Annotated in this window: 18 protein-coding genes; 13 read left to right on the forward strand and 5 right to left on the reverse strand. The window is 71.0% G+C overall.

Annotated elements, in window-relative coordinates; all coding sequences use genetic code 11:
- Window positions 1-17 precede the first annotated feature (17 nt).
- The 9 genes from glyA (at window position 18) to ACZ7OU_RS15675 (ending at window position 11097) form a co-directional block, all read left to right on the forward strand.
- Window positions 18-1292, forward strand: coding sequence for a serine hydroxymethyltransferase (gene glyA / locus ACZ7OU_RS15635; RefSeq protein WP_470255497.1), 1275 nt, complete (start codon window positions 18-20; stop codon window positions 1290-1292).
- The gene (locus ACZ7OU_RS15640; RefSeq protein WP_470255498.1) at window positions 1289-2503 is read left to right on the forward strand and encodes a sarcosine oxidase subunit beta family protein; all 1215 of its coding nucleotides are present in this window, start codon (window positions 1289-1291) and stop codon (window positions 2501-2503) included. Before glyA ends, ACZ7OU_RS15640 begins: the two co-directional genes overlap by 4 nt.
- A gap of 9 nt (window positions 2504-2512) precedes the next feature.
- Complete coding sequence (locus ACZ7OU_RS15645; RefSeq protein ID WP_470255499.1) at window positions 2513-2791, forward strand: sarcosine oxidase subunit delta; 279 nt, start codon at window positions 2513-2515, stop codon at window positions 2789-2791.
- Window positions 2788-5325 (forward strand): 2Fe-2S iron-sulfur cluster-binding protein, encoded by a 2538-nt coding sequence (locus ACZ7OU_RS15650; protein ID WP_470255500.1) that lies wholly within the window; start codon window positions 2788-2790, stop codon window positions 5323-5325. The genes ACZ7OU_RS15645 and ACZ7OU_RS15650 overlap by 4 nt, the downstream gene beginning before the upstream one ends.
- On the forward strand, window positions 5315-5782 hold the full coding sequence (locus tag ACZ7OU_RS15655; RefSeq protein WP_470255501.1) for a sarcosine oxidase subunit gamma: 468 nt from the start codon (window positions 5315-5317) through the stop codon (window positions 5780-5782). Before ACZ7OU_RS15650 ends, ACZ7OU_RS15655 begins: the two co-directional genes overlap by 11 nt.
- Window positions 5779-6621, forward strand: a complete 843-nt coding sequence (gene purU / locus ACZ7OU_RS15660) for a formyltetrahydrofolate deformylase (RefSeq protein ID WP_470255502.1) — start codon at window positions 5779-5781, stop codon at window positions 6619-6621. Before ACZ7OU_RS15655 ends, purU begins: the two co-directional genes overlap by 4 nt.
- A gap of 13 nt (window positions 6622-6634) precedes the next feature.
- The gene (locus ACZ7OU_RS15665) at window positions 6635-9070 is read left to right on the forward strand and encodes a GcvT family protein (protein WP_470255503.1); all 2436 of its coding nucleotides are present in this window, start codon (window positions 6635-6637) and stop codon (window positions 9068-9070) included.
- A 17-nt stretch (window positions 9071-9087) separates the two neighbouring features.
- Window positions 9088-9603: a cyclodeaminase/cyclohydrolase family protein gene (locus ACZ7OU_RS15670; RefSeq protein WP_470255504.1), complete on the forward strand. Its 516-nt coding sequence runs from the start codon at window positions 9088-9090 to the stop codon at window positions 9601-9603.
- A 114-nt stretch (window positions 9604-9717) separates the two neighbouring features.
- Complete coding sequence (locus tag ACZ7OU_RS15675; protein ID WP_470255505.1) at window positions 9718-11097, forward strand: S1C family serine protease; 1380 nt, start codon at window positions 9718-9720, stop codon at window positions 11095-11097.
- Window positions 11098-11113: 16 nt separating this feature from the next.
- On the opposite strand, the gene ACZ7OU_RS15680 is transcribed toward ACZ7OU_RS15675, so the two are convergent.
- Window positions 11114-11488, reverse strand: coding sequence for a MarR family winged helix-turn-helix transcriptional regulator (locus tag ACZ7OU_RS15680; RefSeq protein ID WP_470241248.1), 375 nt, complete (start codon window positions 11486-11488; stop codon window positions 11114-11116).
- An 86-nt stretch (window positions 11489-11574) separates the two neighbouring features.
- On the opposite strand from ACZ7OU_RS15680, the gene ACZ7OU_RS15685 reads away from it, so the two are divergent.
- Window positions 11575-13035 carry an MFS transporter gene (locus ACZ7OU_RS15685; protein ID WP_470255507.1) on the forward strand — a complete coding sequence of 487 codons (1461 nt, stop codon included), beginning with the start codon at window positions 11575-11577 and terminating at the stop codon, window positions 13033-13035.
- A 132-nt stretch (window positions 13036-13167) separates the two neighbouring features.
- On the opposite strand, the gene ACZ7OU_RS15690 is transcribed toward ACZ7OU_RS15685, so the two are convergent.
- Window positions 13168-13626, reverse strand: a complete 459-nt coding sequence (locus ACZ7OU_RS15690) for a carboxymuconolactone decarboxylase family protein (RefSeq protein WP_470255508.1) — start codon at window positions 13624-13626, stop codon at window positions 13168-13170.
- 47 nt (window positions 13627-13673) lie between these two features.
- Between ACZ7OU_RS15690 and pdxR the strand changes: the two genes are divergently transcribed.
- Window positions 13674-15059, forward strand: coding sequence for a MocR-like pyridoxine biosynthesis transcription factor PdxR (pdxR, locus tag ACZ7OU_RS15695; protein WP_470255509.1), 1386 nt, complete (start codon window positions 13674-13676; stop codon window positions 15057-15059).
- Between the two features lie 3 nt (window positions 15060-15062).
- On the opposite strand, the gene ACZ7OU_RS15700 is transcribed toward pdxR, so the two are convergent.
- Entirely contained in the window at window positions 15063-15416 is a 354-nt protein-coding gene (locus ACZ7OU_RS15700) for a VOC family protein (protein ID WP_470241244.1), read from the reverse strand.
- 67 nt (window positions 15417-15483) lie between these two features.
- On the reverse strand, window positions 15484-16284 hold the full coding sequence (locus tag ACZ7OU_RS15705) for a glycoside hydrolase family 25 domain-containing protein (RefSeq protein ID WP_470241243.1): 801 nt from the start codon (window positions 16282-16284) through the stop codon (window positions 15484-15486).
- Window positions 16285-16543: 259 nt separating this feature from the next.
- Between ACZ7OU_RS15705 and ACZ7OU_RS15710 the strand changes: the two genes are divergently transcribed.
- Together ACZ7OU_RS15710 and ACZ7OU_RS15715 are read left to right on the forward strand one after the other, a co-directional pair.
- A complete protein-coding gene (locus ACZ7OU_RS15710) occupies window positions 16544-18124 on the forward strand; it encodes a substrate-binding domain-containing protein (protein WP_470255510.1) in 1581 nt (526 codons plus the stop codon).
- Between the two features lie 7 nt (window positions 18125-18131).
- A complete protein-coding gene (locus ACZ7OU_RS15715) occupies window positions 18132-19877 on the forward strand; it encodes a glycosyltransferase family protein (protein ID WP_470255511.1) in 1746 nt (581 codons plus the stop codon).
- Here ACZ7OU_RS15715 and ACZ7OU_RS15720 read toward each other — a convergent pair.
- Complete coding sequence (locus ACZ7OU_RS15720; protein ID WP_470241240.1) at window positions 19871-20521, reverse strand: class I SAM-dependent methyltransferase; 651 nt, start codon at window positions 20519-20521, stop codon at window positions 19871-19873. The genes ACZ7OU_RS15715 and ACZ7OU_RS15720 overlap by 7 nt on opposite strands.
- Between the last annotated feature and the right edge of the window lie 33 nt (window positions 20522-20554).

A 20554-nucleotide genomic window follows, 5' to 3' on the forward strand; every position in this document is an offset into this window, starting at 1 on the left:
CCAGACGGAGTTTTGGGATGACCGCGACGATCGACCCCGTGCTCAACCGGACCTTGGCCGACTACGACCCGGCCGTGGCCGACGCGATCGGCGCCGAGCTGCGACGCCAGCAGTCGACGCTCGAGATGATCGCTTCCGAGAACTTCGCCCCGCTCAGCGTGCTCCAGGCCCAGGGCTCGGTGCTCACCAACAAGTACGCCGAGGGCTACCCCGGACGTCGCTACTACGGCGGCTGCGAACACGTCGACGTGCTCGAACAGCTCGCCATCGACCGGGTCAAGGCCCTGTTCGGCGCCGGGTTCGCCAACGTCCAGCCGCACTCGGGCGCGCAGGCCAACGCGGCCGCGATGGCCGCGCTCATCAAGCCCGGCGACAAGATCCTCGGCTTGTCGCTCGCCCACGGCGGCCACCTGACGCACGGTATGCGGATCAACTTCTCCGGCCTGCTCTACGACGTCGCCGCGTACGAAGTGTCCGAAAAGGACTTCCGCGTCGACATGGCCGAGGTCGAGCGGCTCGCGAAGGAACACCGGCCGAAGCTGATCATCGCCGGCTGGTCGGCCTACCCGCGTCAGCTGGACTTCGCCCGCTTCCGGGAGATCGCCGACGAGGTCGGCGCGTACCTCATGGTCGACATGGCCCACTTCGCCGGGCTGGTCGCCGCGGGCCTGCACCCGTCGCCGGTGCCGCACGCGCACGTCACGACGACCACCACGCACAAGACCCTCGGCGGCCCGCGCGGCGGCGTGATCCTGACGAACGAACCCGCGCTGGCCAAGAAGGTCAACTCCGCGGTGTTCCCCGGCCAGCAGGGCGGTCCCCTCGAACACGTCATCGCCGCCAAGGCCGTCGCGTTCAAGATGGCCGGCGAACCCGAGTTCGTCGAACGCCAGCAACGGACCCTGCGCGGCGCGAAGCTCCTGGCCGAACGGCTGCTGACCGAAGACGGCATCTCCGTGCTGACCGGCGGCACCGACGTCCACCTGGTGCTCGTCGACCTGCGCGACTCCGAGCTCGACGGCAAGCAGGCCGAAGACCGGCTCCACGAGGTCGGCATCACCGTGAACCGCAACGCCGTCCCGTTCGACCCGCGGCCGCCGATGGTCACCTCCGGCCTGCGGATCGGCACCCCGGCCCTGGCCACGCGCGGCTTCGGGGACGCCGAGTTCCGCGAGGCCGCCGACATCATCGCCGAGGCCCTCAAGCCCGGTTGCGACGTCGGGAAGCTGCGGGCCCGCGTCACCGCGCTCGCCGAGGCGTTCCCGCTGTACCCCGGGGAGGAGACCCGATGACCGACCTGCCGGAGCACCCGGACTTCCTCTGGGACAACCCCGAGCCCAAGAAGGCCTACGACGTGGTCGTCGTCGGTGGCGGCGGGCACGGCCTCGCCACCGCGTACTACCTGGCCAAGGTGCACGGCATCACGAACGTCGCCGTGCTGGAGAAGGGCTGGCTCGCGGGCGGCAACATGGCCCGCAACACCACGATCATCCGCTCCAACTACCTCTGGGACGAGAGCTCCGGCATCTACGAGCACTCCCTCAAGCTGTGGGAAGGGCTCGAAGAGGACCTCGGCTACCCGATCCTGTTCAGCCAGCGCGGGGTGCTGAACCTCGCGCACAGCCTGCAGGACGTCCGCGACAGCGTCCGCCGCGTCGAGGCCAACAAGCTCAACGGCATCGACGCCGAATGGGTGGACGCGGCCGGCGTCAAGGAGATCTGCCCGATCGTCAACGTCTCCCCGGACGTGCGTTACCCGGTGCTCGGCGCGACCTTCCAGCCGCGTGCGGGTATCGCAAAGCACGACTACGTCGCCTGGGGCTTCGCGCGGGCGGCCCACGAGCTGGGCGTCGACCTCATCCAGAACTGCGAGGTCACCGGCATCTCCACGGTGGACGGCCGGGTCACCGCGGTCGAGACGTCGAGGGGCCGGATCGCCGCGGGCAAGGTCGCGCTGTGCGCCGCCGGGCACTCGTCGGTACTCGCGAAGATGGTGGGCCTCGACCTGCCGCTGGTCTCGCACCCGTTGCAGGCGCTGGTGTCCGAGCTGCTGGAGCCGATCCACCCGACGGTCGTCATGTCGAACGCCGTGCACGTCTACGTTTCCCAGGCGCACAAGGGCGAACTCGTGATGGGCGCCGGCATCGACAGCTACGCCGGCTACGGCCAGTGCGGCGCGTTCCACATCATCGAGGAGCAGATGGCCGCCGCGCTGGAGCTGTTCCCGGTGTTCGCGCGGGCGCACCTGCTGCGGACGTGGGCGGGCATCGTCGACGTCAGCCCGGACGCGTCGCCGATCGTCGGGCTCACCCCGGTCGAGAACCTGTTCCTCAACTGCGGCTGGGGTACCGGCGGCTTCAAAGCCACGCCGGGGGTGGGAGACGTCTTCGCGGCGACCATCGCGCGGGGCAAGCCGCACGAGTACGCCGAACCGTTCACGCTCGACCGGTTCACCACCGGTGCCCTCGTCGACGAGCACGGCGCCGCCGCCGTCGCGCACTAGGAGTCTTTGATGCAGCTGATCCCCTGCCCGTGGTGCGGGCCGCGTGAAGAGGCCGAGTTCCACTACGGCGGCCAGGCGCACGTCGCCTACCCCTCGGACCCGGCCGCGATGTCGGACGAGGAGTGGGCGAAGTTCCTCTTCTTCCGCGACAACCCCAGCGGGCCCTTCGCCGAGCGCTGGAGCCACTCCGCGGGCTGCCGCCGCTGGTTCAACGCCGTCCGCGACACCCGCACCCACGACCTGAAGGCGGTCTACCGCCTCGACGAGCCCAGGCCGGTGATCTCGTGACCCGACTGTCCGGCGTCCCGCTGAAATTCACCTTCGACGGTCGCGAGCTGACCGGGTTCCTCGGTGACACCCTGGCTTCCGCGTTGCTGGCCAACGGTATCCACCGGGTCGCGACCAGCATCAGGTACGGCCGGCCGCGCGGCATCGCCGGCGCCGGCGTCGAGGACTCGAACGCCTTGGTGCAGATCGAAAAGCCGTTCCCGGAGCCGATGCTCAGCGCGACCACCGTCGAGCTGTACGACGGTCTGGTCGCGCGCGGCCTGTCCGGTCAAGGTCGCCTGGCCGCCGAGCCGGACCCGGCCCGCTACGACGCGAAGCACGCCCACTGCGATGTCCTGGTCATCGGTGCCGGGCCCGCGGGCCGCGCGGCCGCTGCCTCCGCGGAAGGGCGTGTGCTGCTCGTCGACGACCAGCCCGACGGCGAAGCGCCCGAAGGTGTCCGGTTCCTCTCGCGGACCACGGCGTTCGGCGTCTACGACGACGGGTTCGTGCTGGCCCTGGAGCGCCGGGGTGAACCCGCCGCGCCCGAACGGATCTCGCGTCAGCGGGTGTGGCGGATCCGGGCGAAGCGGATCGTCATCGCCACCGGCGCCCACGAGCGGCCGATCGTGTTCCCGGACAACGACCGGCCCGGCATCATGCTCGCTTCGGCCGCGCGCACGTACCTGAACCGCTACGGCGTCCTCGCCGGGCGGCGCGTGGTCGTGTTCACCACCAACGACTCCGCGCTCGACGCCGCCTCCGAACTGGCCGAGGCCGGGGCCGAGATCGTGCGGATCGTCGACGCTCGTGAGGGCTACGGCGTCATCGGCACCGACGGCGACGACCACATCACCGCCGCCCACGTCGCTCCGCTGGGCTCGCTGGAGGGGGAGCGGGTGCCGTGTGACCTGCTGCTCGTGTCCGGCGGCTGGAACCCGGCCGTGCACCTGTTCAGCCAGGCCCGGGGCAAGCTCCGGTACGCGCCGGAGCTCGGCTCCTACGTCCCGGACGGCGACCTGCCGAACGTCAGCGTCGTCGGCGCGGCGGCGGGCGAGGGATTGCCGGAAGCGAAGATCCTCTGGCAGGTGCCGGCCCCGGAGTCCGATGTGGACACCAGGTTCGTGGACCAGCAGCGGGACGCGACCGTCTCGGACGTCCTGCGCGCGACCGGTGCCGGGCTGCGCTCGTTGGAGCACATCAAGCGCTACACGACGATCGGCACCGCGCACGACCAGGGCAAGACGTCCGGCATGCTCGCCGCGGGCATCACCGCCGAAGCGCTCGGTGTCGACTTGGCGACCCAGCGGCCCACGACGTTCCGACCGCCGTACACGCCGGTGTCGTTCGCCGCGCTGGCCGGGCGGAACCGCGGTGACCTGCACGATCCCGTGCGCGTCACGACGATCCACCCGTGGCACGTCGAGCACGGCGCCGAGTTCGAGAACGTCGGCCAGTGGAAGCGGCCGTGGTACTACCCGCGGCCGGGCGAGTCGATGCACGACGCCGTCCTGCGCGAATGCCGCGCCGCGCGCACCGACGTCGCGATGATGGACGGGTCCACTTTGGGCAAGATCGACGTCGAGGGTCCGGACGCGGGCTGGTTCCTCGACATGCTCTACACGAACATGATGAGCAACCTCAAGGTCGGCCGAATCCGTTATGGCGTCATGTGCAGTGTGGACGGCATGGTCATCGACGACGGCACGGTCATCCGCGTCGGCGAGGAGCGCTTCCTGGTCACCACGACCACCGGCAACGCGGCGATGGTCCTCGAGTGGATGGAGGAGTGGCTCCAGACGGAGTGGCCGCACCTGCGCGTCTACGCGACGTCGGTCACCGAGCACTGGACCACGATCCCGCTGGTCGGACCGCGCTCGCGGGAAGTCCTCGGCCGCCTGGCGCCGGACCTCGACGTCTCCAACGAGGCCTTCGGGTTCATGACCTGGCACGACGCCGAAGTCGCCGGGATCGCCGCCCGCGTCTGCCGGATCAGCTTCTCCGGCGAGCTGGCGTACGAGATCAACGTCCCCTCGTGGTACGGGCTCGCGCTCTGGAAGTCCATAGTGGACGAAGGTGCCACGCCGTACGGCACCGAGACCATGCACGTCCTGCGGGCCGAGAAGGGCTACCCGATCATCGGCCAGGACACCGACGGGACGGTGACCCCGCAGGACCTCGGGATGTCCTGGGCGGTCTCGAAGAAGAAGGCGGACTTCCTCGGCAAGCGGTCCTTCGCCCGCGCCGAGAACAACCGCCCGGACCGCAAGCAGCTGGTCGGCCTGCTGCCCGTCGACCCCTCGGTGCTGCTGCCGGAAGGCTCGCAGATCATCGAAAGCGAAGTCGTGCCCGAACCTCCCGTGCGGATGCTCGGCCACGTCACCTCCAGCTACGACAGCGCCGCGCTGGGCCGGACGTTCGCGCTCGCCCTGGTGCGCTCCGGACGCGAGCGCGTCGGCGAAACGCTGTACGTCCCGGTCGGCGACGACGTCGTGCCGGTGACCGTGACCGAATCCGTGCTCTTCGACAAGGAAGGAGTCCGCCGTGACGGCTGAAGCGGTCGAAGAACCGTTCCGCACCCAGCTCACCGTGCGCCTCCGCGACGGGCACGCCCTCCTCGGCGTCGACCTGCCCGGGCCGTGCACGTTCACCAGCGGCCACGGCGTCGACATCCTCTGGATGGGTCCCGACGAGTACCTGGTGCTCGCCGAACCCGGCCGCCAGGCCGAGCTGGAAGCGTCGCTTTCCCGGGAAAGCGATGTCGTCGTGGATGTCTCGGCGCAGCGCAACGTCGTGCGGCTCACCGGGGAGCACGCGCGGGACGTCCTGGCCCACGGGTGTTCCCTCGACCTGGAGGTCGCGCCGCCGGGTACGTGCGTGCAGACGTTGTTCGCGCGCACCGGGATCGTGCTCATGGTCCGGAAAGAAGGTTTCACGGTCCTCGTGCGGCAGTCCTTTTCGGACTACTTCCACGCCTGGCTGGCCGACGCGAGTCTGGAGTACGTCTCGTGACCTTCACCTTGACGCTCAAGTGTCCCGAGCGCTCGGGCATCGTGCACGCCGTCACGACGTTCCTCGTCGGGCAGGGCTGCGACATCGTCGAGCACCAGCAGTTCGACGACGACGTCCGCGGCTCGCTGTTCCTGCGCACGTCCTTCACCTGCACTGAAGAGTCCACAGTGGACGACTTAACGCGGGCGTTCGCGCCGGTGGCCGGGGACTTCGGGATGGAGTTCGGGTTCTCCGACGGGACGCCGCCGCGGGTGCTGGTGATGGTGTCGAAGTTCGGGCACTGCCTGAACGACCTGCTCTTCCGCTGGCGCGCGGGCGGCCTCGGTGCGGAGATCGCCGTGGTCGTCTCGAACCACGAGGACCTGCGGCCGATGGCCGAGGCGGCCGGCGTCCCGTTCGTGCACGTCCCGGTCACGGCGGAGACCAAGCCGGAGGCCGAGCAGCGGCTGCTCGACCTGGTCGGGGAGTACGAGGCCGACCTCATCGTGCTCGCGCGGTACATGCAGGTGCTGTCCAACGAGCTGTGCCAGAAGCTCGAAGGCCGCGCGATCAACATCCACCACTCGTTCCTGCCCGGGTTCAAGGGCGCCAAGCCCTACCACCAGGCCTACGACCGCGGCGTCAAGTACGTCGGCGCGACCGCGCACTACGTCACGCCCGACCTCGACGAGGGCCCGATCATCGAGCAGGAGGTCGCGCGGGTCGACCACACCTACTCACCGCGCGAGCTCGTGACCGTCGGGCGTGACGCCGAAGCGCTCGCCCTCTCCCGCGCGGTCCGCTGGCACTGCGAACGCCGCGTCCTGCTCAACGGCAACAGCACTGTTGTGTTCCGGTAGTTAGGAGTCCGTCATGACCGCACCGAAAGTCGTGATCATCGGCGCCGGCATCGTCGGCGCGAACCTGGCCGACGAGCTGACCACCCGGGGCTGGTCCGACGTCACCGTCCTCGACCAGGGCCCGCTGCCGCGCACCGGCGGCTCGACGTCGCACGCGCCCGGCCTGGTGTTCCAGACCAACACCTCCAAGAGCATGACGGAGTTCGCGAAGTACACCGTCGGGAAGCTGCTGGACCTGGACTGCTTCCTCCAGGTCGGCGGCATGGAGGTCGCGACGACGCCGGCGCGCTGGGAGGACCTCAAGCGCAAGCACGGCTGGGCGACGTCGTGGGGCGTCCCGGGCTCGATCATCGACGCCGAGGAGTGCGTCCGCCGGTGGCCGCTGCTCGACGGCTCGCAGGTGTTCGGCGCGCTGCACACGCCGACCGACGGGCTGGCGCGGGCCGCGAAGGCCGTCGAGGTGCTGGCTGAGCGGGCCACCTCGCGGGGCGCTCGGTTTGTCGGGTCGACCCGCGTGACCGACGTCCTGCAAGCGGACGGCCGCGTCACCGGGGTCCGGACCGACCAGGGTGACTTCCCGGCCGACGTCGTCGTCTCGTGCGCCGGGTTCTGGGGCCGCGAGATCGGCGCGATGGTGGGCATGGACGTGCCGCTGCTGCCGCTGGCGCACCAGTACGTCAAGACCGGCCGGGTCGACGAGCTGGTCGGCCGCAACACCGAAGCGGTCGAGGCGAGCCTGCCGATCCTGCGCCACCAGGACCAGGACCTGTACTTCCGCGAGCACGTCGACCGGATCGGCATCGGCTCCTACGCGCACCGGCCGATGCCGGTCGAAGAGTCCACATTGGACCCATCGGTGACCGAGACGGCCATGCCGTCGATGCTGCCCTTCACCGAAGACGACTTCGCGCCGTCGTGGGAGGAGAGCAAGCTGCTGCTGCCCGCGCTGCGGCAGACCAAGGTCGAAGAGGGCTTCAACGGGATCTTCTCCTTCACCCCGGACGGCCAGTCGCTGGTCGGCGAGTCCGCCGACGTCCGCGGCTTCTGGCTCGCCGAAGCGGTGTGGGTGACGCACTCCGCGGGCATCGCCAAGGCCGTCGCCGAGCTGCTGGTCGACGGGCAGTCCGAAGTGGACGTCCACGAGGTCGACGTCCACCGCTTCGAGGACGTCCAGCTTTCGCCGTCCTACGTGAGCGAAACTTCACAGCAGAACTTCGTCGAGGTCTACGACATCCTGCACCCGTTGCAGCCCAAGCTTTCCCCGCGTGACCTGCGCGTGTCGCCGTTCCACGCCCGGCAGCGCGAGCTCGGTGCGGTGTTTCTGGAGGCGGGCGGCTGGGAGCGGCCGCACTGGTTCGAGGCCAACGCGCCGCTGCTGAAGAAGCTGCCGCACGACGCGCTGCCGCCGGCGCGGGACGCCTGGTCGGCGCAGTTCCACTCGCCGATCGCGGCGGCCGAGGCGTGGCACACGCGCAACGGGGTGGCGCTGTACGACATGACGCCGCTGAAGCGCGTCGAGGTCAGCGGGAGCGGGTCACTGGAGTTCCTACAGTCGCTGACCACCAACCAGCTGGACAAGTCGGTCGGGTCGGTCACCTACACACTGATGCTGGACGAGGCGGGCGGCGTCCGCAGCGACGTCACGGTCGCGCGGCTCGGGCCGGAGCTGTTCCAGGCCGGGATCAACGGCAACATCGACGTCGACCACCTCGTGAAGCACGCACCGGCCGGGGTGCAGGTCCGGGACATCACCGGCGGGACGTGCTGCGTCGGCGTCTGGGGCCCGCTGGCGCGTGACCTCGTGCAGCCGCTGAGCGGGGAAGACTTCTCGCACACCGGGTTGAAGTACTTCCGGGCCCGCCGGGCGCGGATCGCCGGGGTGCCGGTCGTCGCGATGCGACTGTCCTATGTGGGCGAGCTCGGCTGGGAGATCTACACCGGCGCGGACAACGGCCTGCGGCTGTGGGACGCGCTGTGGGCGGCCGGGCAGCCCCTCGGCGTCATCGCGGCCGGGCGGGCGGCGTTCAACAGCCTGCGGCTGGAGAAGGGCTACCGGCTGTGGGGCACCGACATGACGACCGAGCACGACCCGTACGAAGCCGGGGTCGGCTTCGCCGTGCGGCCGGCGAAGGGTGACTTCCTGGGCCGGGACGCGATCGAAGGACGTGGCGAGGACACCGCGTCGCGGCGGCTGCGGTGCCTGACAATCGACGACGGCCGCACGGTCGTGCTGGGCAAGGAACCGGTGTTCGTGGACGGGGTCGCGGCGGGCTACGTCACGAGCGCGGCGTACGGCTACACGATCGGCCGGCCGATCGCGTACGCGTGGCTGCCGGCGTCGTCCGACGTCGGCAGCGGGGTGGAGATCGAGTACTTCGGCCGCCGGGTCGCGGCCACCGTGGCCGCCGAGCCGCTGGTCGACCCCGGCATGGAACGGATCCGGCGCTAGGTGGAAAGGCACAGCCCATGCGTGATCAGATCATGAGCGACTTCCTCAAGGCCCTCGCCTCCGACGCCTCCCCGGGTGGCGGGGCGACGGCGGCGCTGCACGTCGCCCAGGCCGCGGCGCTGGTCGGCAAGGCGTCGCCCGACGGGCGCGAAGCCCGGGCGTTGAGCATGCACGCACTGCGGCTGGCGGAGAAGGAAGCGCACGCGGCCGCCACCCTCACCCGGGCGCTCCGGCGGCCGGCGGGTGAAGCGCGGGACTCGGCGGTGGCCGAAGCGCGCCGGCGCGCGTGCGAACCGGCGGCCGAGGTGATCACCGCCGCGGCGGCGGTGCTGGACCTCGCGGACCGGGTGCCACCGGACCCGCTGGTGGCCACCGACCTGGCGGCGGTGGCGGAGGCGGCCCGCGCCGCGGCGATGACGGCCGGGGTGAGTATCGAGATCCACGCCGGAGTGGCCCCCTTGGAGGTGGCCGCGGTGACCGAGCGCGCGGACCGTCTGACCGCCAGTGTCCGGAAGGCGGTGGTCCCGGCGTAACGGCTCCTGATCGCGGGTACATCCACAGCAACTCCATGGAACGACGCCAGGAAATTCTCAGGATCGAGGCGAATCCTGGAGCGGCCGGAGGCTTGTCGAGGGCTGGAGCTGTGCATGAGCGAGTACGACCGAGGACCGCAGGGTGGCGGCGAGTACCCGTACGGCCACTACCCACCGGGCCAGGGCTACTACGACCAGCCGCAGTACTACGGGCAGCAGCCCCAGGACCGGCAGTACCCCCAGGAGCAGCCGTACCCCCAGGACCAGCGGTTCTACGGGCAGCAGCCGTACGACCACCAGTACGGCCAGGCCCGTGACCAGTGGGGACGTCCGTACCCGCCGCAGTACACGCAGCCGGGCTACGGCTACCCGCCGCCCGTCCCGCCGCCCCCGCGGCGGCGGCCGCTCCGCGCGCTGACGGTCGCCGTCGTCGCGGTCGCGCTCGCCGTCGTGGCCGGGCTCGGCATCGGGCACCTCATCTCCTCGAACAGCCCCACCGCGAGCGGCAACCAGAACTTCGGCTTCTCCGGGCAGCCCAGCGCCGCGGCCACCGCACTCGACGCCGACGCCGTGGCCGCGAAGGTCAACCCGGCCATCGTCAACGTCAACACCGAGCTCGGCCTGCAGGGCGCCGCCGCGGCCGGCACCGGCATCGTCCTCACCTCGGACGGCGAGGTGCTGACGAACAACCACGTCGTCGCCGGCGCGACCAGCATCAAGGTCACCAGCATCGGCACCGGGGACACGTACAAGGCGCACGTCGTGGGCTACGACCGCAGCGAGGACATCGCGGTCATCCAGCTCGAAGACGCGTCCGGCCTGCCCACCGCGAGCATCGGCGACTCGTCGACGGTCAAGGTCGGCGACCAGATCCTCGGGCTCGGCAACGCCGGCGGCAAGGGCGGCGACCCCGTGCCCGCGCCCGGCACGGTGACCGCGCTGGACCAGTCGATCACCGCGTCCGACGAGTCCAGCGGGTCGTCCGAGCAGCTCACCGGGCTGATCCAGGTCCGCGCGAACATCGAGTCCGGCGACTCCGGCGGCCCGCTCGTCAACGCGAACGCGCAGGTCATCGGCGTCGACACGGCCGCGTCGACCGGCTACCAGCTCAACGGGCGCCGCAACGGCGGCACTGGTCAGGGCTTCGCCATCCCGATCAACCAGGCCGTCGACATCGCGCACAAGATCGTCGCGGGCACGGCGTCGGACAAGATCCACATCGGCAAGACGGCGTTCATCGGCGTCTCGGTCTCCGACGGCCAGGGCGCCCGGATCCGCGACGTCGTCGCGCGCGGGCCGGCACAGCAGGCGGGCCTCGCGGCCGGGGACGTGATCACCGCGATCGACGGCAAGGCGATCGACTCGGCGACGGCGCTGACGAACGTGATGGACACCCACCACCCCGGCGACAAACTGACGCTGACGGTGACCAGCGCGGCCGGCGGCGCTCAGCAGCAGGTTCAGGTGACGGCGGCCGAAGGGCCCGTGGGCTGAGTCAGCGCAGTGTCTCTCAGCGCAGGGTCTCGTTGAGCACCTCGCGGTGCGTCCGCTTCGCCGCGAGGTACCGCTCCCGGCCGGCGTCGGTGATGGTGACGAAGATGCCGCGCCGGTCCAGCTCGCACAGCGCGCGCTCGACCAGGCCTTCCTTCTCGAGGCGGGCGACCAGCCGCGAGGTGGCGCTCTGGCTGAGGTGGATGGCGCCGGTGAGGTCGGCCGAGCGGCACTTGAAGTCGCAGGTCGCGAGCCGTTCCAGGGCTTCGAACTCGTTCGCGCCGATCCCGTGGCGCTCCTGCAGGCGGCACTCGAGCGCGGTGAACACGGCCGAGTAGCGGGCCAGCAACTCGTGCCACTCCTGGACCAGACCTTGTTCAGCGACGTCGCTCACGGCGACCAACTTAGCATGCACGCACATCAGATGCAAATACATTAAATGCTTAGACATTAGATGCGTGTGCATGTACTGTCGCCGACATGAGCTCTTCCGTGTCCTTGTCCACCACCTCGACCCGGTGGGACGCACGTCTCTGGGGTGTCCTGCTCACCGTTTCGATCGTCATCGGCCTCGACGCGCTCGACGTGTCGATGGTCGGGGTCGCGCTCCCCGCGATCCAGGCCGACCTCGGCCTGTCCACCAACGCGCTGCAATGGGTCGTCAGCGGCTACGTCCTGGGGTACGGCGGGTTGCTGCTGCTCGGCGGGCGCACCGCCGACCTGCTCGGCCGCCGCCGCGTGTTCCTCGTGGCCGTCGCCGTGTTCGCGCTGGCCTCGCTGCTCGGCGGGCTCGTCGACGACGGCGCGCTGCTCATCGCGAGCCGCTTCATCAAGGGCCTGGCCGCCGCGTTCACCGCGCCGGCCGCGCTGTCCATCATCACCACGACGTTCCAGGAGGGCCCGGCCCGCAACAAGGCGATCAGCATCTTCGCCGTGTTCGGGGCGAGCGGGTACTCCGCCGGGCTCGTGTTCTCCGGCCTGCTGACCGAGGTCGGCTGGCGCTGGACGTTCCTGCTGCCCGCGCCGATCGCGCTGGTCGCGTTCGCCGCCGCGTGGAAGCTGATCCCGAGCTACGCGCGGGAAGAGGGCCGCGGCTACGACTTCCCGGGCGCGATCACCGGCGCCGCCGGCTCGCTGCTGCTGGTGTTCGGCGTCGTCGAGGCACCCGAGATCGGCTGGGCCGCGCCGCGCACGCTGATCACGTTCGCCGTCGCGCTCGCGTTGCTGGTGACGTTCGTGGTCATCGAGAAGCGCAGCAGCCACCCGTTGCTGCGCCTGGGAATTCTTCGCTCGGGACCGCTCGCGAGGGCGAACCTCGGCGGCGCGCTGTTCTTCGGCGCGTACATCGGGTTCCAGTTCGTCGTGATGCTGTACCTGCAGCGGGTGCTCGGCTGGTCGGCGCTGCAGACCGCGCTCGGTTTCCTGCCGGCGGCGCTGATCGTGGCGTTCGGCTCCCCGCGCATCGAGCCGCTGATCGACCGGGTCGGCACCCCGCGCACGATCTTCGCGGGCGTCGTCGCGCACGTGCTGGGGTACGCGCTGTTCCTGCGGGTGGACGAGCACTCGGGGTACGCGGCCTTCGTGCTGCCCAGCATGATCCTGCTCGGCATCGGCTTCACGCTGGCGTTCTCCTCGCTGAACATCCAGGCCACGGCCGGGATTTCGGACAGCGAGCAGGGCTTGGCGGGCGGCCTGCTGAACACGTCGCTGCAGGTGGGCGGCGCGATCGGGCTCGCGGTGGTGACGGCGGTCCTGACCGCCAACGGCGGCCGTGAGGCCTCCCCGGCGGCACTGCTCACCGGCTTGACGCCGGCGTTGAGCGTGGTCACCGGCATCGCGGTGCTGGGGTTGCTGATCGCGATCAGCGGCCTGGTGGCCCGGAAGCGAGAGGCGGAGGAACCGGTCCTGGAGCCGGAAGACCTGCTGGCTCTCGCGGACTGAGGGAAAGCGGAAGAGCCACCATCTCGGGGGATGGTGGCTCTTCCGCATTTCACGCCGGGACGACCTCGGCCCGCCGGGAACCGCTGAACCGGAGTGCGGCCAGCAGCGCCGGCACCGCGCCCGGCCGGCGGGTCACCGGGCCACCCGCTCGTCCGTGCCGGGCACCTTCGCCGTCGTGATGGCGATGCGGTTCCACGTGTTGATGGTGAAGATCAGCGCGAGGAGCTGGGCCAGCTCGTCCTCGCCGAACTGGCCGGCGGCCCGGGCGTAGACGTCGTCGGGGACGCCGCCGGCGATCAGCGTCACGGCTTCGGTCAGGGCCAGCGCCGCCTGCTCCTGCTCGCTGAAGAAGTGACCGGCCTCGTGCCACACCTGCACCATGTGCAGCCGCTCCTCGCTCTCGCCGGCCTTGCGGGCGTCCGAGGTGTGCATGTGCAGGCAGTAGGCGCAGCGGTTGAGCTGCGACGCGCGGATCTGGACCAGCTCGACCAGCGCGGGGTCGAGGCCGGCGCGGGCGGCGGCGTCGAAGCCGATCAGGGCCTTGAAGGCCTTGGGGGCGGACTTGGCGAAGGTGAGGCGGGAGTTCGTCATGACCAGAAATCTAGGGCCCGGTTGACCGCCGTGTAGGGTGCATTTCCGTGGCAGATTCATGGGTCAATTCCGGGGTCGACCTCCACCTGGAGCTGGCGGGCGGGAGCAAACGGGCCGCGCTCATCACCGCCCTGCGCGACGCCGTCCGCGGCGGCCGGCTCGCCCCGGGCACCCGGCTCCCGCCCTACCGGTCGCTGGCCGCCGACCTCGGGCTGGCCCGCAACACCGTCGCCGACGCCTACGCCGAGCTGGTCGCCGAAGGCTGGCTGACCGCCGTCCAGGGCTCCGGCACCCGCGTCGCCTCACGGGCCGAGCCGCTCCCGTCGGCCCGGACGCCGAAGACCGCACCGGGCGCTCCGGCGCCGCGGTACAACCTGCGCCAGGGCCAGCCGGACGCGACGTCGTTCCCGCGTCCCGAATGGCTCGCCGCCGCGCGCCGCGCGCTGAGCGTCGCCCCGCACGACGCCTTCGGCCCCGGCGACCCGCGCGGCCGGCGCGAACTGCGGGAAGCCTTGGCCGGCTACCTCGCGCGGGCCCGCGGCGTGCGGACGGCGCCGGAGCGGATCGTCGTGTGCTCGGGGTTCGCGCACGCGCTGCGGCTGCTGTTCCCGGCGGTCCTGCCCGGCCCGCTCGCGGTCGAGGCGTACGGCCTGGCGTTCCACCGCGCGATCCTCGCCACGGCCGGCGTCGAAACGATTCCCCTTGCCCTGGACGAAAAAGGTGCCCGCGTCGCGGAGCTGGACGTGCCGGCGGTGCTGCTGACCCCCGCCCACCAGTTCCCGACCGGCGGCCCGCTGCACCACGACCGCCGGACCGCGGTGGTCGACCACGTCCGCGCGACCGGCGGCCTGCTCATCGAGGACGACTACGACGGCGAGTTCCGCTACGACCGCAAGCCGGTCGGCGCGGTCCAGGGCCTGGACCCCGAGCACGTCGTCTACGTCGGTTCGGTGAGCAAGAGCCTGTCACCCGCTTTGCGGCTCGGCTGGCTGGTGCTGCCGGAGCACCTCGTCGACGCGGTGCTGGCGGTGAAGGGCGAGCGCGAGGCGTGGGCGGGCGTGCTGGACCAGCTGACGCTGGCGGAGTTCCTGGCCTCGGGCGCGTACGACAAGCACATCCGGCGCATGCGCCAGCGGTACCGGCGCCGCCGCGACCTCCTCGTCGGGGCCTTGGCCGAACGGGCACCGCACGTGGTGCCGACCGGCATCGCCGCCGGCCTGCACGCGGTGCTGCGGCTACCGCCCGGCACCGAGCGGTCCGCGGTGAAAGCCGCTACGTGGCAAGGACTCGCGCTCGACGGCCTGGCGGCGTTCCGGCACCCGGCCAGCACGATGTCCACAATGGACGGACTGGTGGTCGGCTACGCGACCCCGTCCGAGCACGCGTACCCGGCGGCGGTGGACGCGCTGTGCCGCGCGCTGCCACCCGCGTGACGGTCAGGCCGGCTGCCACAGTTCGATGCGGTTGCCTTCGGGATCGGTGACCCAGCCGAACCGGCCGACGCCGTCCATGTCCTGGGTCTCCTCGGCCACGTCGGCGCCCTTCTCGCGGAGCTGGGCGAGCATGGCGTCGAGGTCGCGGACCCGGAAGTTGAGCATGGTCTGCTGGGAGCGGGCCCCGAAGTAGTCGGTCCCGGCCTCGAACGGCGCGAAGACCGTCGGCCCCGGCTCCTGCTGCCACAGGCCGTGTTCGTCGGCGCCGAGGCCGAGGGCGTCCCGGTACCAGGCACCCAGTGCCGCCGGGTCCGCCGCGCGGATGAAGTACCCACCGATGCCGAGCACGCGTTCCATGCCGCGATCCTGCCAGCGCGGCGGGGAGTCCGGGGCCGCCGACACGCGGAAGGCCCCGGACCCCGGGTCACCCGACGATGTCGAGCTCGAACGGTTCGGCCGAGCTGTAGTTGATGTCGGCCCACACCGCGCCCGGCAGGTCGTAGCGGCGGTGCGACGTCAGCTTGTTGTCGTAGCCGGCGATCTGCGTGGGGTTGTGGCCGACGCCCTGGTGGTCGCTGCCCCAGGCGTAGATGTCGCCGACCCACATCGGTGTCGCGAAACCGTCGCCGCCGAGCCGTGGCCGGATGATGACCGCCGCACCCGGGCTGCCGGACAGGAACACCCGCACCGTGTTGTCGCTGGTGTTGGGCGGGGTGACGGTGATGCGCTCCATGATCTCCACTCCAGTCGAGGCGGATCCGTTTCCGTCCACTCCGGGCCAGTAGTCGGCCACGGACGAGACGTCGTAGCCCGGGGCGACGTCGCCCCGGTACTGCTTGGCGATCGCACCGGCCGGGATGGCGGGATCGCCGTTGTAGTGGGCGATCCAGTAGTGCGGTTCGGCGACGCCGGCCGACGAGAACGCCGAGCGCACCGAGGGCCAGGTCGAGAGGTTGCAGTAGATGGTGGGGTCGGCGCCGGCCGCGCGGCGCATCCGGACCCAGCCGGGCGCCTCGCCCGGGGTGGCGTCGCCGGGTTCGACGTCCAGGACGTGGCCGTCGTTCGTGCTCGCCTTCTTGACGATGGTGACCTTGACCGCGTTCGGGAACCGCGCCCAGTCGGCGGCCGACCACGGTTCGAGCTTGATCTTGTCGATGTATCCCGCGACCATCTGCGCGCCGGCGGGGATGTGGGCGGCCGTGACCGCGTCGTACATCGTGCGCACGGGTTACGTCTCCGTTCGGTGCCGTTCGCCGTTTCGGGGACGGCGAAATCGTCTCCGCGATCCGCCATCGTGCTTCTACCCATGTGGGACGGGCGTCAAGCGCGAATGTTACGTCGTTTCCTTCCGTCACCAAATCGGCCGCATCGCGCGATTCTTTCACCACGGGCTCACGGGGTGATGGTGACTTTCCGCTATCGGTACTGGCTTCCCGCTCACCCGGCTGGCAAGCTGCCAGGACTCCACGACGGAAGGTACGTGCATGGCGGCACACCCAGCGCGGGCCCGGCGCGTCGACGCGCGGGTCGTCGTCCTGAGCGTGCTGCTCGTGGTCGCCCTGCTCGCCTGGTTCGGCGTCGACTACCTGCGCGACCGCCTCGCCGCCGGCGGCTGCGACACCACGACGCCGGTGCGCATCACGGCGGCGCCGGACGTCGCGCCGGTGCTCACCGCGCTGGCCCGGACCGTGCCGGGGCCGGACTGCTATTCCGTCGAGGTCACGGCGTCCGCGTCGACGGCCACCGCGACCGCGCTGGAAGCCAACGGCGCGAACGGCCCCGACGTCTGGGTGCCGGAGTCGAGCAGCTGGCTGCTGCAGGCACGCGACGGCGGCGCGTGGAACCTGCCCGAGTCCGGGCAGTCGGTGGCGAGCTCGCCGGTCGTGCTGGCCCTGACCGACGACGTCGCGAAACAGGCCGGCTGGCCGGGGAAGTCACCGTCCTGGTCGGACGTCCTCGCGGGAAGCCCGGTCGGGCTGCCCGACCCGAGCCGCGACCCGGCCGGGATCGCCGCGCTGATCGGCCTGCGGCAGCTGACGAAGGACGCGCCCGACCCCGCCGCGGCGTTCACCGAGGAGATCCGCAAGGTGTCGGCCGTCAAGGAGCCGTTCACCGCGTCGCCGGCGTCGGAGCAGTCCGTGCTGGCGCGCAAGCTCGTCGCCGCCTACCCGGCGGCCGGCGTGCCGAGCTTCGACTACCCGTACGTCGTGCTGCCGCGCGCGTCGGAGGCTTCGCGGTCGGCGGCCGAGCGGTTCCTGCGGCTGCTGCTCGACCAGACCGCGACGAAGTCGTTCGCCGACGCCGGGTTCCGCACGCCCGCCGGGCAGCTGCTCGGCGACCGGCCGCGCGACACCCGCACGGACGCCGCGCCGCGCCCGGCCGGGCCACCCGCGCCGGACGCGATGTACGGCGTGCTGCAGGCGTGGGCCGGGGCGAACCTCAGCGCCCGCGTCCAGGTGCTGCTCGACGTGTCCGGCTCGATGGCCGCCACCGTCCCCGGCACCGGCCGCAGCCGGATGGCGCTCACCCTCGAAGCCGCGACGCAGGGCCTCGGGCTGTTCAAGCCGACGACGGAAATCGGCCTGTGGCTGTTCTCGACCAAGCTCGACGGCGACAAGGACTACAAGGAACTGCTGCCGATGCGGTCCATCGCGCAGCAGCTGGCGGGCGGCGGGGTGCAGACGCTGCAGGCGGTCAAGCCGAAGGCGGGCGGCGCGACCGGGCTGTACGACTCGATCCTCGCCGCCTACCAGAACGCCCGTCAGAACTGGCAGCTCGGCCGGATCAACGTCGTCGTCGTGATGACCGACGGCCGCAACGAGGACAGCGACTCCGTCGGGCTGCCCGGCCTGCTCAGCGAGCTGGGCCGGCTGCAGGACCCGCGGAAACCGTTGCCGGTGATCGGGATCGGCATCGGCCCCGACATCGACGCGAGCGAGCTGAAACAGGTTTCGGCGGCGACCGGCGGAGAGTCGTTCACGACACCGGATCCGCGCAAGATCTCCGACGTCTTCTACCAGGCGCTGAGCACGCTCATGTGCCAGCCACCCGCGTGCAAGAAGTGAGGAACCCGTGCTGGAGCTGACCGAAAAGCCCGCGCCACGGGTGACGCGAAGACCGTCCGCCGTCGTGCTGGCGGCGTTCGTCGCCGGTGTGGTGCCGTTGGCGTTCCACACCTGGGCGGCGCTGCACGGGAGCTTCGCGCAGGACGACTTCGTCATGACCTACCGGGCCGCCGTCGCCGGGCCGTTCGACCTCGGGTACCTCTTCCAGGACTACCACGGGCACCTGACCCCGGGCGGGTTCTTCGTCGTGGCGGTGCTGACGTGGTGGGCACCGCTGAACTTCCCGCTCATGATCCTGCCGGTGCTGCTGATGCGGGCGGTCGCGACCGTGCTGTTCTGGTGCCTGCTCGTGCGCTGCTTCGGCCGCCGCTGGGCGATCCTGGTGCCGTTCACCGTGTTCACGGCTTCGACGCTGCTGCTGGTCCCGACGTTGTGGTGGGCGTACGGCATCCAGATCGTCCCGGTGGTGCTCGCGGCCGTCGGGGCCCTGTACTGGCACGTCCGCTACCTGCGCGAGGGCGGCCGGTGGTGGATCGGGACCTTCGCCTGGACGCTGTTCGGCCTCGCGTTCTACGAGAAGGCCGTGGTGGTCCCGCTGTTGCTGGCCGGGGTGACCGTCCTGCTCGGACAGTCCTTCCGGGAGCGGTGGCGCTACTGGGCGGGGCACGCGGGGCTGCTCGTCGCGTTCGTCGTGGGCTACCTCGCGCTGACCTCGAGCCAGGTGGCTCCCGGCGGCACGCCGATGACCGCCGGGACCGTCGCCGACCTGACCGGCCGGATGCTCGGCGACACCTTCCTGCCCGGGCTGGCCGGCGGGCCGTGGTCCGGGCCGGGACCGGGCGCGACCTGGGCGCCGTCGCCGTTCGCGGTGGTGGTCCTGCTGTTCGCCGCGGCACTGGCGCTGATGATCGCCGGTGCGCGCGTGGGCGGGCGCCGGGCCTGGCGGGCGTGGGCGCTGCTCGGGCTGCTGCTCGCCGTGGACGTCGGGCTGCTGGCGTTGACGCGGTTGCGCGAAGTCGGCCCGGCCGCCGGTGACGATCCGCGGTACCTCGCCGAACTGGCGTTCGTGGCTGCCCTTTGTGGAGCGTTCGCTTTCCTGACCCCGGGCGAAGTTGCGCCGTCCGGCGGAAAGCGTGAACGGCCGATCGCGCTAGTAGTCTGCGTGCTTTTGCTCGCCAGTTCCGCGGTGGGATTTTGGCGGCTCGCCCCGGCGCTGCGGTTCGAGCATTCCGCGCAGTACCTGGCGAACGTCCGGGCGGCCGTCGCCGAGGACCCCGATCTGGTCTTCTACGACACGTTCGTCCCGTCCGATGTGGTCCACGAGTGGTTCGGCGCGGACTCGCAGGCGTCGCGGGTGGCCGGCCTGATCCCCGGCACGCACTTCGACCAGCCGACGAACCGGATGCACCTGCTCGACGCCACCGGCACGCCGCACCTGATCACCGGGGTGGCGGCGGAGTCCCGCGGGGTAACGGGACCGGTGCCGAACTGCGGGTACACGGTCGGCGAGACCCAGGTGAGCGTCCCGCTCGACGCGCCGGTGCTGGGCCGGCACCTGCTGAAGATCGACTACTTCACCTCCGACGGCGGCGAAGGCCTGGTGGACCGGACCCCGGTGTGGTTCCAGGCCGGGCTGCACTCGCTGTACCTGCCGGTGGACGGCCTCTTCGACCACATCGGGATGCGGCTGTCGAGCCCGGGCGCGCCGGTGTGCGTCGCGAAGATCGAGGTCGGGAAACCGGTTGCTCAGTAAGGGTCGTACGGGCTGTCGTGGCCCAGCAGCCGGGCGACCGGCCGCAACCGCAGGCGCAGCAGCACCTTGATGACGACGTTGCGCAGGAACCACGGCAGCTGCGCGAGCACGCGCACGCGGTCCGCCGTGGACGGTGGGCTCAGCTTGAACCGCGCCAGCGACGTCGCACGGTCCACAAAGGTGTACCGGCGTCCGAAGAGGACCTTCGCGATCGTGCCGAGCGTGACGCCGATCGAGGAAAAACAGTCGTGGACCAGGATTTCCGCGCCCGGCGGCAGGTGGTCCGACCAGCGCAGGTCGTCGGTGTAGGTCCAGTAGTCGTGCTTGCCGTCGATGTAAAGCAGCTGTAGGGGCCGGTCCCAGTGAGGCCGCAGTTCCGTGCTGTAACCGGCGACGAGCTCGACGACGTCGTCCAGCCCGGCTTGGCGGATGTTCCGCTCGAACAGCTGTCGCGTCGGCGATCCGCCGAACAACCTGCCGTCCACGAAGGGGTCGACGGCGATCACCGTGGCGCCGGCTGTGCGGGCCGCCGCACCGAGGACGATCGTGGATCTGCCCTGGTGGCTGCCGATTTCCAGGATGACGTCACCCTTTTCGAGCCGGCACGCGGCGTTCCACAGCGCTTCGCCCTGCGCGCGCGTCATCCAGCCCTTGACCGGCTCGGCCAGAGCCCAGGC

The organism is Amycolatopsis sp. NPDC114505 (genome assembly GCF_055633615.1).

Bases quoted from the DNA above. Each gene is read 5' to 3' on its own strand.
- glyA (WP_470255497.1), top strand. From the start codon at position 18: ATGACCGCGACGATCGACCCCGTGCTCAACCGGACCTTGGCCGACTAC.
- ACZ7OU_RS15640 (WP_470255498.1), top strand. From the start codon at position 1,289: ATGACCGACCTGCCGGAGCACCCGGACTTCCTCTGGGACAACCCCGAG.
- ACZ7OU_RS15645 (WP_470255499.1), top strand. From the start codon at position 2,513: ATGCAGCTGATCCCCTGCCCGTGGTGCGGGCCGCGTGAAGAGGCCGAG.
- ACZ7OU_RS15665 (WP_470255503.1), top strand. From the start codon at position 6,635: ATGACCGCACCGAAAGTCGTGATCATCGGCGCCGGCATCGTCGGCGCG.
- ACZ7OU_RS15670 (WP_470255504.1), top strand. From the start codon at position 9,088: ATGCGTGATCAGATCATGAGCGACTTCCTCAAGGCCCTCGCCTCCGAC.
- ACZ7OU_RS15675 (WP_470255505.1), top strand. From the start codon at position 9,718: ATGAGCGAGTACGACCGAGGACCGCAGGGTGGCGGCGAGTACCCGTAC.
- ACZ7OU_RS15685 (WP_470255507.1), top strand. From the start codon at position 11,575: ATGAGCTCTTCCGTGTCCTTGTCCACCACCTCGACCCGGTGGGACGCA.
- ACZ7OU_RS15690 (WP_470255508.1), bottom strand. From the start codon at position 13,626: ATGACGAACTCCCGCCTCACCTTCGCCAAGTCCGCCCCCAAGGCCTTC.
- ACZ7OU_RS15700 (WP_470241244.1), bottom strand. From the start codon at position 15,416: ATGGAACGCGTGCTCGGCATCGGTGGGTACTTCATCCGCGCGGCGGAC.
- ACZ7OU_RS15710 (WP_470255510.1), top strand. From the start codon at position 16,544: ATGGCGGCACACCCAGCGCGGGCCCGGCGCGTCGACGCGCGGGTCGTC.
- ACZ7OU_RS15720 (WP_470241240.1), bottom strand. From the start codon at position 20,521: ATGACGCGCGCGCAGGGCGAAGCGCTGTGGAACGCCGCGTGCCGGCTC.